Below are 11,871 nucleotides of genomic sequence, written 5' to 3'. Positions count from 1 at the left end.
CTAGACGGCCAAAAAAAGCGAGCGACCCGCCTCGGGCCGCTCGCTTCTTCGTCTTATTGAAACTTCGCCAGGTAGTAGTTCTTCTTCCCGCGCCGCAGCACGACGTACGTGCCGTACAACCGCTGCTCCGGGCCGACGACGAAGTCGATCGCCGTCTGCTTCGTCCCGTTGACGTGCACCGCGCCGCTCTCGATGTCCTGCTTCGCCTGACGGCGAGACGGCGCCGCGCCGACCGCGACGACCAGATCGATCAGGCTCGTCTCCGCCTGACCCTCGAACGTCGTCGTCGGCATCTCGGCGAGCGCCTCGACGAGGTCCGCTTCGCTGAGCGACGCGAAGTCGCCCGAGAACAGCGCCCGCGTAATGTTCTCCGCGCTGTCGAGCGCTTCCTGCCCGTGCACGAGGCGCGTCACCTCTTGCGCCAGCGCGCGCTGCGCGTTCCGCTGCTCCGGACGCGTCTTCACGTCTTCCTCGAGCGCCGCGATCTGTTCCGGAGACAAGAACGTGAAGTACTTCAGGAACTTCACCACGTCCGCGTCGTCCGTATTGATCCAGAACTGGTAGAACTGGTACACCGGCGTCTTCGCGCGATCGAGCCAGACCGCGCCCGACTCGGACTTGCCGAACTTCTTGCCGTCGCTCTTCGTGACGAGCGGAAGCGTAAGGCCGTACGCGTCGCCGCCGCCGAGCTTGCCGATGAGGTCGAGGCCCGCCGTAATGTTGCCCCACTGGTCGCTGCCGCCGATTTGGAGCGAGCAGCCGTGGTCCTGCTGCAGCTTATAGAAATCGTACGCCTGCAGGATCATGTAGCTGAATTCCGTGAAGGAGATGCCGTTCGCGAGGCGCGATTGAACCGAATCCTTCGCCAGCATGTAGTTCACGGTAAAGTACTTGCCGACGTCCCGCAGGAACGAGATCGCGTCAAGCGGCTTCAACCATTCGTAATTGCTTACCAGCTTCGCCGGATTGTCCTTCGATTCGAAATCGAGGAACCGCGACAGCTGCCCCTTCAAGCTCTCCGTCCATTGCGCGACGATGTCGTCGGTATTGAGCGACCGTTCCGTCGATCTGCCGCTCGGATCGCCGATGAGACCTGTGCCGCCGCCGACCAACGCGATCGGCAAGTGACCGGCTTTCTGGAAGCGAACCAACGTCAAGACCGGAAGCAAGTGTCCGATATGGAGGCTGTCCGCCGTCGGATCGAAGCCGCTGTACAAGGCGACCCGCTCCTTCTTCAGCTTTTCGTCCAGCGCTTCGCGATTCGTCGATTGTTGAATCAGTCCGCGGTACTCCAAGTCCACCAATAAATCCGTCGTCTGTCTGTTCGCGATGTCGTTCGCCATGACACTCACTCCCTTGTCGTTACATGATATGTTGATACGCAAAAAAGACCCGCCCCCCTATCAAGGGACGAGTCATCGCGTTACCACCCTGCTTGAAGACGACGCGCCGTCGTAAAGCCGCCTTCGTCTTCCACTCTCATGTCGGATAACGGCGACCCCCGTCTCGCCCTTCCGCCTTCGGCGGTTTCGCGGCGAGATGCTCCCGGACGTAATTCGCGCGTAAGCTTCGGTTCGGCTTGCACCACCCGCCGACTCTCTGCTCCGACTGCTTGCACGCTACTGCTTCCGATCATCGCGATGAACGATTTTACTTTGACCTATTCTATACGATAATCGAGCAGGAATGCAACCCCCCGCGTCGATTCGGGCTTATTCGACGCCGACGATGCGCTGCAGCTTATCCGGAAAGTCCGTGATCACGCCGTCCACGTCGTATTTCAGCACCTCGCGCATGTTGCGTTCGATATTCACCGTCCACACCCATACTTCCCGATCGAGACGATGCGCCCGTTCGATGAATCGTTCGGAGAGCATCGTCTGGCTGATCGTGTAGAAATCTACATCGAGGGACGAGACGTCTCCTGCGGCCGCGAACAAGATTTGCCCCGTCTTCAGCTCCGGAACGACGCTCTTGGCGGTCTGCAGCACCCCGTAATCGAACGATTGAAGATACACCTCGGGAACCATCTCCGCCGACGCGACGAGCTCCGCCGTCGTTCGCGCCAAGGCGTCCGCGTCGCCGTAGGGCTTGAGCTCGATGACGAGCTTCGTCCGTCCCTTCGCTTCCTGCAGCGCCTCCTCCAGCGTCGCGATGCGCTCCGTCGGCATGCCCGTCCATGCGCCCCTCACTTCCAGCGCGACCAACTCCGGGTACGTCAGCTCGTGGACGCCGAGCGGCACGCCCGCCGCCCGCTCGAGCGTATAGTCGTGGTTCAGGACGACGACGCCGTCCTTCGACAGCTGCACGTCGATCTCCACCGCGTCGACGCCGCTTTCGATGGCGGCGCGTATGCTCGCGATCGTATTTTCCGGCGCGGCGTGGATGTCGCCGCGATGCGCGATCACCTTCACGTGCCAATCCAAATAGATGAGCCTCTCGGCGTACGATTGATGCAGCGCGAGCACGCCCGCTGCGTAAACGAGCGCGAAGAGCGCGATCCCGTATCGCACGGTCCGCGTGCGGAAGTACCGCTTGAGCGCGAATTCGAGATGCCGCAGCAAGCGGCTGCGGACGAGCCGGAGGCGGTTCTCGAACGGAACCCCCGCCGCGCGGCGCATAACGTAAAACAGCCTCGTCAGCACGACGAGATTGACCGGAACGGTCAACATGGCGAATAAGAGCGCCAGCAAGCTCGCGACGGGAACGTACCAGTCGGCGACGACGAAACGGAGCGGCGACTCCCATCGCTCGATCGCGAACGTAGCCCCGTACACGGCCATCGCCGCGGCCGCGTACAGGATCGCATTCAACAGCGCGATATGTACGATCAAGGTGCCCATGTTCCGGCGAGTCAACGCGAAGCTGTTCCGAATCGCGCGCGCAGTCGACTGACCTTCGATCAAAATATAATGCATCGCGAAGATGCAGCGCAGGAACAAGTATGCCGCGGCGGCCAGTACGATGGAATACAAGAATAAGAGAAACTTAGACTCGTAGAGATGGTTCACGAGCACGATCGGCACGTTCACGTTGCCGAGCAACAGGCCCGCGAGCGGCGTATCGACCCACGGCGAGAAGGTGAATAACAGCAGCACCCACTGAATGAAGCCGAGTCCGAGCAGTCGGGGCAAGGCGCGAGCCGCCGTGGCGAAGGCGTCGGAGATGAACGTGTCGCGGCCGAATAAGCGTTGCTGCGCGACGACGATGACCGTGCCGAATTCGAGAAACACGATCAGCCCGGCCGCGAAGCCGACGAGGGCGAGCACGGTTCCTCCCTTCAGACTGAGCGCCAATCGGTACACGTCGCCGTTCAGCAGCAGGTTGCCTCCGAAGGCGAGCAGAAATCGGTTGAAGAGGAAGGCGAGCGCCGGCACGAACAACAAGCTGGTCGCCGCCATATAGATCGACTCGAACACGAGGATCTGCTTCCAGACGCGCTGTAAATCTCTTGCGCTATGGCGAATGAATACTTTCATCTCTACGCTCCATAAATTCGAGGTTTCGCTCCTTCATCATAGCACGGATCGCGGCGACATCGCCCGTTTTGGGAACAATTCCCACCCTTTTCGGCGAAACTTTTCCCTATCGATAGCAGTCTAGGAGTGTGGGAGATGATGCAGAATGAGGAAATGGATGACAGGCGCCGCGGCGATCCTGGTCGTCGCGGTCGGCGGAACGAGCTTCGTCGCCTCGGCCGCCCCTGCCGCGGTCGAAGCGGTGCTCGCACCGTTCCGATGGTCGGCGAACGGGAAGTCGTTCTCGGCTAGCGCGACGTTCCATAACGGCACGGAGAGCGTACCGGGCAGCATGAACTATAAAGGAACGACCTACATACCGATTCGCATGGCCGCCGAGGCGCTCGGCTTGACGGTGCAATGGGACGCGAAGACGTCCACCGCGACGCTCGTCGATTCGGAGAACGACGACGATCCCGTGTCGGACGTGCCGGGCAAGTACCCGAACGCTTCCTACACGGTGTCTGCGAAGCTCGTCAAGAGCGCGGCGTTATACCGAAACATGGACGAGAAGGGCGCCGTCGTCGGCAGCGGACTCAAAGCCGGGCAATCGGTCGTCGTGTTGTCCGAAGCCGGCGGCTGGCTGAAGGTCGTCGCCGACGGTCGGATCGGGTACGCCCGAACGAACGTCACCGATTACGTGCCGTTCGCCCAGCGTCCCGCATGGGAACGGACCGCCGATTCGATCATCGAGGCCGGTCTCGCCTACCTCGGCACGCCGTACGAGTTCGACGCAAACCTCGGGCAGACGGCTACGTTCGACTGTTCTTCGTTCGTAAACTACTTGTACGAGATGCACGGCATGGACATGCCCCGCAATTCGCGGCAGCAGAGCGGGCTTGGAAAGACCGTCGCGTTCGAGGATTTGCGCAAGGGGGATTTGCTGTTTTTCACGACGCCGAAGCGCGCGAACAAGGAAGGCGTCGACCGCGTCGGGCACGTGGCCATTTACGTCGGCGGCGGCAAGGTGCTGCACACGTTCCGCGTCGGCATCGGCGTCACCGTGACGCAGCTCGATAAGAATTGGATGGACCGCTTCATCTCGGCGAAACGAGTGATTTGACGAAGGCTTGCGGCGAAGCGATTACGCTTCGCCGCTTTCTTTGACGACTTGCGTCTTCGCTAGGATGTCGTAGAGAGACTGCTTCCTTTTCGTAAAGAGGGCTGTAAGAATATAGGAGAACATAAGTACATAGACGAATCCGCCGACGATCGCGTATTGCAGCGGCAGCTCTTCGTCTCCGAGACGCACGAGTCGATGCACGACATAATGCGACAGCTCCCATGGGAGAAACTTCAGCATCGTTCGGAACGCGGCGCGAGGCACGGATAGAGAAGCTCCGTCCGCGGCGACGACACGGATCCCCGTCTTCCTCTTTCCGAACGACCTGCCGCCGAACGCGGAATCGCAGACGATAAAATACAACGACACCGGCAAAGTGACCATAACGAACCCCGACAATTGAGCGACGGCCGGCGACCCTTCGAACAAGCCTTGCAAATTCGGAGCGAATATGACGTTCGCGAGAACGAGGATGACGAGATAGGCAAGAATGAGGACGTAATCAAGGAGGAAGGCCTTCGATCGGTGCTGAAACGAAGCGTTCATACAGCACCCCCTTCGAATGGAATCCTTCGCTCTTCCAACATACCACGAGACCCGGCGAAGCTCCACCGCAGAAAAAATCGTTATATTTAACTTTCTACTTGACCTTCCCCTACCGTCATTCATTACAATAGGAACACCGCATCTCGCGCATGACGCAGAAACACAATATTTCAAGGAGTGAAACCATGCATACCCCCCAACAACCGGAGCTCCCAGCTTCGGGCGGGCCGTCGGCTTCGAAGCCGGCGAGCTCGATGTTCCGCAACCCGTACGTCCAGGCGATCATCGCCTCCAACCTGCTGCTGCAGCTTGGCATTTGGGTGCGCAACTTCGCGATTTTGCTTTACGTCACGGACATCACGCACGACAACCCGAAGTACGTCTCGCTCATCTCCGTCGCCGAATTCGCCCCGATCTTCCTGTTCTCGTTCATCGGCGGCACGTTCGCCGACCGGTGGCGTCCGAAGCGCACGATGGTCTGGTGCGACCTGCTTTCGGCCGTGTCCGTCTTCGTCGTGCTGCTGACGCTCATGTTCGGCTCCTGGCAGACGATCTTCTTCGCCACGCTCGTCTCGGCCATCCTGTCCCAGTTCTCGATGCCGTCCGCGATGAAGCTGCTGAAGCGCCACGTACCGGAATCTCAGCTGCAGCCGGTCATGGCGATGTTCCAGACGCTTATGGCCATATTTATGGTCATCGGCCCGATGATCGGAACGTTCGTATACCAAAACTACGGCATCTTCGTCTCGATCGGCGTCATGGGCACGATGTTCCTCTTGTCCGCGTTAGCCTTGTCGTTCCTGCCGAAGGACGTCGTCGTTTCTGCCGAAGCGGCGACCGACAAAAATTTCAAACGCGAATTCAAGGAAGGCTTCGGTTACGTCTTCCAGCGTAAGGCGCTAAAGACGCTCGGCGGCACGTTCGCGCTCGCCGGCCTCGCCGTCGGTCTCATCCAACCGCTGATGCTGTTCGTGACGACCGACAATCTCGGCATGGATAAGGGGTTCCTGCAGTGGCTGCTGGCGGCGAACGGCGCCGCGATGCTTGTCGGCGGGGGCTTTATCTTCGCCCTCTCGAAGAAAATTTCCGCTCCGAAGCTGCTCGCGCTCGGCATGATCGCCGGCGCGTTATGCACCGTCGGCATCGGCTGGTCTACGAGCGTCCCGCTGACGATAGGCTTCCAGGTGTTGAACGGGCTGTTCTTCCCTTGCATTCACATCGGGATCAACACGATGATCTTGCAAAACACGGAGGAATCTTTCGTCGGACGCGTCAACGGCGTGCTCAACCCGATGTTCATGGGGATGATGGTCGTCGGCATGTCGGCGGCCGGCGTCATCATGGACGCGGTATCGCTGTTCGCGGTGTACGCATTCGGCGGTATCTTGTTCGCCTTCGGCACGATGCTGCTCGTTCCGCTTTTCAAGCATGGAGGCGGCTCCGGCTCGCCGACCGGCGAACCGAAAGCGACGGGCGCAACGGTATAAGCGTAAGGACGGACCCCCGGGCAAAGTGAGCCCGGGGTTTTCTGTTGCCACGAGAGGGATCGATTGTGTGATGTTGTGGGATTCTTGTCGCGAATATGCGACTTCTTGTGGTATGATCGGGGTACAGATCCAAAGATCCGTTCCTTGAGGAGGCTCTCCTATGTCCCTACGTTCCCCTAATATCGTTATGATCATGGTCGATCAGATGGCGTACGACTGCATCGGCGCGCTAGGCCATCCGATCGTGAAGACGCCGAACATCGATAAGCTCGTTCGCGAAGGCGTCGCCTTCGCGAACGCTTATTGCAATTCGCCGCTGTGCGCGCCGTCCCGCGCTTCGTTCGTCACCGGGAAGCTGCCGAGCCGCATCGCCGCGTACGACAACGGATCGGAGCTGCCGGCGTCGACGCCGACGTTCCTCCATGCGCTGCGAAGAGCCGGCTACGAGACGATCCTCTCCGGCAAGATGCATTTCGTCGGTCCGGATCAGCTCCACGGCTTCGAACATCGGCTCACGCGCGATATCCACGCGACCGGCTTCGAGCTGACGCCCGACTGGTCGCGGGGGACATACCCGAATCCGGGCACCGGGGTTCGCCGGCTGAAGGCGCACGCGGGACTCGAAACGTGGAACAATCATCTTGCGTACGACGAGAAAGTCGCGAGCCGCGCGCTGGAGAAAATCCGCGACCTCGGCCGAGTGCCCGCGGAGGAACGGAGGCCGTTCTTCCTGTGCGCCTCCTTCTTCCACCCGCACGATCCGTTCGTCATAACGGAGAAGTATTGGAACATGTACAAGGACGCGGCCGTCCCCGCGCCGCGCGTCCCGGCGGCGGCTCCGGAGCGGATGCACCCGTTCGACCGATGGATTCAGACGCATCACGAGGCGGACGCGTTCCCGCTGACGGAGGAGGAGCTGATCGCGAATCGCAGGGCGTATTACGGGATGGTGACGTACGTCGACGACAAAGTCGGCCAGCTCGTCGACGAGCTGGCGCGGCTGCAACTCCTCGACGACACCGTCGTCATGCTGACGAGCGATCACGGCGAGATGCTCGGAGAGCGAGGCATGTGGTTTAAGCGGACCTACTTCGATCCTTCCGCGAAGGTGCCGTTGGTGCTGTCCTGCCCGGGACGGTTCCGCGCCGGCGCGGTCGCGCGGGAAGCCGTATCGCTCGTCGACCTGACCGCTACGATCTTAGACCTGGCAGGGGTGCCGGATGCGGCGGAACGAATCGGAGAAACCGACGGCCGCAGCTTTCTTCCGGTGCTCACTCGCGAAGGCGCGGAATGGAAGGACGAGGTCGTCTGCGAATATTACGGGGAAGGCGCGCTCCGGCCGATGGCGTTCGTGCGCCAAGGGCGGTATAAATACGTGCACGTGCAGGGGCACGAGCCGCTGCTGTTCGATCTGGAGCTCGACCCCGACGAGCGCAGGAACGCGATCGACGACCCCGAGCTGCAGGGTACGGCGGCGCGGCTTCGCGAGCGGCTGCACGGCCTTATCGACTTCGACCGGATCGAAGCGGACGTCCTTCGCAGTCAGCGAGAGCGGAGGCTGATCGGGGAAGCGCTCGCGACCGGCACGACCGCGAAGTGGCATCCCCCGATCGCGGGGCTGTCTAGAGAATGGTAGGTAGTTGCGAAAAAAAAAGCGGCAATCCCCGGACGTCCCGTCCCGGATTGCCGCTTTCTCGTTTCCTACCCGTCCGATACGTCCGCTTTCAGCTCGCTCGCGACCTCCAGCATCTTCGGGATGACCGCGTCGTTGGCGCCCGACACGTAAAGATCCCCGTCGTAATGACGGAACGGTATCGACGCGTCGCCGAAGCTCCAGAGGAAGAAATCTCCTTCGATGGACATCGTCGCGGCGCCGCCGGTGCCCGTCACGGTATACACCGGCGAATACGTAAAGTCGGGCTTCGAGGCGAAATACGCCTTGCACTCCTCCAGGGAGATCGTTCGCGGCGACGGAACGTCTTGTTGAAATTCTCTCGTAATGCGATAACGTCGACTCATGGTCCGGACCTCCGCTCGCTTTATATAGCCTAATACTACCTCTCCGCGACTGCGATTCGCAAATCCGGCTGATAAATTTTGGATATAAATTGAATCACTGTAAAAGCTAAGCGTACATGCTTACCTCCGGATGCATGGCAGGGCCGCAATAACGCAGCTCCTCAATACATACCAAGAAGGAACGAAGCTTATGTCGGATAAACAGGATCAGCTATTTAGAGAATTGACGAATCGAGCCTCCGCGTTAACGAACGATTGGTTCGCGTATTGGAAAGCCTACTCCGGATACGATACGTGGCAGTTTTGGCTGATTGTCGCGATATTCGTACTGCCGTTGATCGCGCTGGCGCGCTTCGTGGATCGCAAGCAAGCGTTCCGGATCGGTTTCTTCGGTTTGTCGGCGCATATGATCGCCGTTTACTGCGACTTGTTTGCGACGTCCCATCGCTTGTGGGAATATCCGTACAAAATCACGGTGTTGTTCCCTGCCGGCATCGGTATAGACGCTTCCTTGATTCCCGTCGCGTACATGCTTACGTATCAATGGACGCTGAATCGCAAGAAAAATTACTACTTGTACATCGGCTTGCTGTCGGCCGCCTTCTCCTTCCTGTTCAAGCCGCTCTTGTCCGCGTTGGATTTGTTCGTCTTTTTGGAATCCAACTATTTCCAACTATTCCTCTTCTACTTGGTCGGCGGATTCGTCTGCAAGTGGCTGGCCGACCTGTTCCAGTACGCGCAGAAGAGCTCCGGACCGTAGGCGCATCGAGACTCGTGAGAAGGGCGCGACGTCCTGCTCGGTCGGCCCTCCGGCGGGCGTCCGCCGGCTCCAAGCACCCGGCGGCGACTGGGATCATGCCGACTGGGCCGACGCGGATTGTCTGCTTGACCGAGCGATAAACCCGAGTACGCAGCAGGAAGGCCGTCGGTCATGCGATCTTTCCTTCCGCGAATGAAACTTACATTCCATGGAAAACCTATATCGCAAAAACCTATGACGCTACAAGAAGGGTATTTGCCATGACCGATAAATTCCTGCTCTGGATCGCGTTCATCGTTCCTTGGTTTTCCTTGTTTTTCCTGAAGAAGGACGTCATCAAGCGGTATATGCCCGTCACCGTGTTCACCGTCTTGATCGTGACCGTCGTGTTCGAAATCGCTCACGCGTTGGACTGGTGGAAGATGCTTGAGTGGATCGTGCCTTGGGGGTATATCACGAACGTGTCTTTCGTCTACGGCATCTTCGCCGTCGGAACGATATGGATCTTCTTTTTCACGTACCGAAACTTCTGGTTGTATCTGGCTACGAACGTCGCCGTCGACGCGCTGCAGGCGTTCGTCTTCGACGATTTGTTCGAAGGCCGCGTCTATCGTCTCGTCCGTTTGAACGACGTCCATGTGTTCTTGCTGATGGTGGGCATCTCCTTGATCATCTTCGCGTATCAGAAGTGGCAGGAAGGCATCTTCGCGAAAGATCGATTCCCGCCTCGCGCGATGGAGGTCGGATTCCGCAATCCGTTCCGCGGAAAGCAGGGAGCGAAATAACCGCGGCGCAGCCGGTTCGAACGCGAACGTAAGCGTCCCCCAGAAAAAAAACGGCGTCCCGCGGATTCCTCCGCGGCGCCGTTTTTTTGTTGGTTATGCAATCCGATTAGGCCGTCGGGAACGGGAAGTAGTTCTTCGCGTTGTTGTAGCAGATGTTCTGCACGATCTCGCCGAGCAGCTCGCGATCGTCCGGGAACTCGCCCGCCTCGACCCACTCGCCGAGCAAATTGCACAGGATGCGGCGGAAATATTCATGCCGCGTGTACGACAAGAAGCTGCGCGAATCGGTCAGCATGCCGACGAAGCGGCTGAGCAATCCGAGCTCCGCGAGCGCCTTCATCTGGGCGATCATGCCTTCCTTCGTATCGTTGAACCACCAGCCGGAGCCGAACTGAATTTTGCCCGCGACGCCGCCGCCTTGGAAGTTGCCGATCATCGTCCCGATAATATGGTTCTGCACCGGATTGAGCGAATACAGAATCGTCTTCGGCAAGCCGCCGTCGCTATGAATCGCGTCGAGCAGTCGGGAAAGCGGTGCAGCAAGTTGCGAATCGTTGATGGAGTCGAAGCCGGTATCCGGCCCGAGCGCCTCGAACATGCGCGTGTTGTTGTTGCGAAGCGCGTTGATATGATACTGCATGACCCAGCCGCGCGCCGCGTATTGCTTGCCCAGGAACACCAACGTAACCGTCTTGAACTGCTGCTCCTCTTGGAACGAAACCGGCTGGCCCGCCATCGCCTTCGCGAAGATCGCCGAAGCGTCCTCCTTCGTCGCCGTCGCATACGGCAAGTAATCGAGTCCGTGGTCGGAGACGCGGCAATCGTTCGCATGGAAAAAGTCGATGCGGGATTCGAGCGCCGCCAGAAGATCGTCGTACGATCGAATGTCGATGCCGCTCGCGGCCGACAGCTTGCCGACGTAGTCGACGTACGTCGGCTTATCGATGCCGAACGCCTTATCCGGACGGAACGCCGGGAACACCGCGACGTCGAACGTCGGGTCGGCCTTGATCAACCGATGGTATTCGAGGGAATCGATCGGATCGTCCGTCGTGCAGACAACCTTCACGTCCGACTTCACGATATAATCGCGCGCGCGATAGCCTTCGCCCGCGAGGAGGGCGTTCACCTTCTCCCAAATCGCCGGGGCCGTCTTCTCGTTCAGCAGCTCGTCGACGCCGAAGTAGCGCTTCAGCTCGAGGTGCGTCCAGTGGTACAGCGGGTTGCCGAGCGTCATCGGCACCGTCTTCGCATACGCGAGGAACTTATCGTAATCGCTCGCATCGCCCGTAACGAACGATTCGTCGTAGCCGTTCGCTCGCATCGCGCGCCACTTATAATGATCGCCGTACAGCCATAGCTCGGTGATGTTCTTATATCGCTTGTTTTCCCAAATTTCCTGCGGGCTCAAGTGGCAGTGGTAATCGATGATCGGCATCGACGCCGCGTATTCGTGATACAGCGCCTCCGCCGTCGGGTTGTGCAGCATGAAGTTGTTATCCAGAAAAGGCTTCGCCATCTCCCGTACCTCCCCTTATTCGGCCATCCACTCGAAGTGGAACGTCCCGTCCTTGTCCACGCGCTCGAACGTGTGCGCCCCGAAGTAGTCGCGCTGCGCCTGCAGCAGGTTCGCCGGCAGCCGCTCCGTCCGGTACGAATCGTAGTACGCCAGCGCCGACGAGAACGACGGCGT

The 11,871-nt window shown here is 59.5% G+C and carries 10 protein-coding genes, 1 pseudogene and 1 other annotated feature; of the genes and pseudogenes, 5 read left to right on the top strand and 6 right to left on the bottom strand.

Annotated features, from left to right (window positions below; genetic code table 11):
• Nucleotides 1–53: 53 nt before the first annotated feature.
• Nucleotides 54–1,343 (bottom strand): tyrosine--tRNA ligase, encoded by a 1,290-nt coding sequence (tyrS, locus tag FE782_RS05705; RefSeq protein WP_138193110.1) that lies wholly within the window; start codon nucleotides 1,341–1,343, stop codon nucleotides 54–56.
• Nucleotides 1,344–1,403: 60 nt separating this feature from the next.
• Nucleotides 1,404–1,645, bottom strand: a binding site (T-box leader).
• Nucleotides 1,646–1,712: 67 nt separating this feature from the next.
• Nucleotides 1,713–3,479, bottom strand: a complete 1,767-nt coding sequence (locus tag FE782_RS05700) for a glycerophosphodiester phosphodiesterase family protein (protein ID WP_138193109.1) — start codon at nucleotides 3,477–3,479, stop codon at nucleotides 1,713–1,715.
• Nucleotides 3,480–3,624: 145 nt separating this feature from the next.
• Here FE782_RS05700 and FE782_RS05695 point away from each other — a divergent pair, with 145 nt between their 5' ends.
• Nucleotides 3,625–4,581 carry a C40 family peptidase gene (locus FE782_RS05695; RefSeq protein ID WP_138193108.1) on the top strand — a complete coding sequence of 319 codons (957 nt, stop codon included), beginning with the start codon at nucleotides 3,625–3,627 and terminating at the stop codon, nucleotides 4,579–4,581.
• A 21-nt stretch (nucleotides 4,582–4,602) separates the two neighbouring features.
• Here FE782_RS05695 and FE782_RS05690 read toward each other — a convergent pair whose 3' ends face one another.
• Nucleotides 4,603–5,127, bottom strand: a complete 525-nt coding sequence (locus FE782_RS05690; protein WP_138193107.1) for an RDD family protein — start codon at nucleotides 5,125–5,127, stop codon at nucleotides 4,603–4,605.
• Between the two features lie 254 nt (nucleotides 5,128–5,381).
• On the opposite strand from FE782_RS05690, the gene FE782_RS05685 reads away from it, so the two are divergent.
• Together FE782_RS05685 and betC are read left to right on the top strand one after the other, a co-directional pair.
• Nucleotides 5,382–6,614, top strand: coding sequence for an MFS transporter (locus FE782_RS05685; RefSeq protein ID WP_238392377.1), 1,233 nt, complete (start codon nucleotides 5,382–5,384; stop codon nucleotides 6,612–6,614).
• Nucleotides 6,615–6,774: 160 nt separating this feature from the next.
• Nucleotides 6,775–8,250 (top strand): choline-sulfatase, encoded by a 1,476-nt coding sequence (gene betC, locus FE782_RS05680; protein ID WP_138193105.1) that lies wholly within the window; start codon nucleotides 6,775–6,777, stop codon nucleotides 8,248–8,250.
• Between the two features lie 65 nt (nucleotides 8,251–8,315).
• Here betC and FE782_RS05675 read toward each other — a convergent pair whose 3' ends face one another.
• Nucleotides 8,316–8,633, bottom strand: coding sequence for a hypothetical protein (locus tag FE782_RS05675; RefSeq protein WP_138193104.1), 318 nt, complete (start codon nucleotides 8,631–8,633; stop codon nucleotides 8,316–8,318).
• Between the two features lie 190 nt (nucleotides 8,634–8,823).
• Here FE782_RS05675 and FE782_RS05670 point away from each other — a divergent pair, with 190 nt between their 5' ends.
• Both FE782_RS05670 and FE782_RS05665 read left to right on the top strand, forming a co-directional pair.
• The gene (locus FE782_RS05670; RefSeq protein WP_238392360.1) at nucleotides 8,824–9,393 is read left to right on the top strand and encodes a CBO0543 family protein; all 570 of its coding nucleotides are present in this window, start codon (nucleotides 8,824–8,826) and stop codon (nucleotides 9,391–9,393) included.
• A 260-nt stretch (nucleotides 9,394–9,653) separates the two neighbouring features.
• Nucleotides 9,654–10,178, top strand: coding sequence for a hypothetical protein (locus FE782_RS05665; protein ID WP_138193102.1), 525 nt, complete (start codon nucleotides 9,654–9,656; stop codon nucleotides 10,176–10,178).
• Between the two features lie 106 nt (nucleotides 10,179–10,284).
• Here the strand turns inward: FE782_RS05665 and uxaC are convergent, their stop codons facing one another.
• Complete coding sequence (gene uxaC, locus FE782_RS05660) at nucleotides 10,285–11,697, bottom strand: glucuronate isomerase (RefSeq protein ID WP_138193101.1); 1,413 nt, start codon at nucleotides 11,695–11,697, stop codon at nucleotides 10,285–10,287.
• A gap of 15 nt (nucleotides 11,698–11,712) precedes the next feature.
• Nucleotides 11,713–11,871: pseudogene (locus tag FE782_RS05655) on the bottom strand (NADP-dependent phosphogluconate dehydrogenase); the annotation flags it as partial.

Source organism: Paenibacillus antri (assembly GCF_005765165.1).
GTDB lineage: Bacteria > Bacillota > Bacilli > Paenibacillales > YIM-B00363 > Paenibacillus_AE > Paenibacillus_AE antri.
Note: the sequence above shows the minus strand (reverse complement) of the source record. Positions and strands in the feature narration are given on the sequence as shown.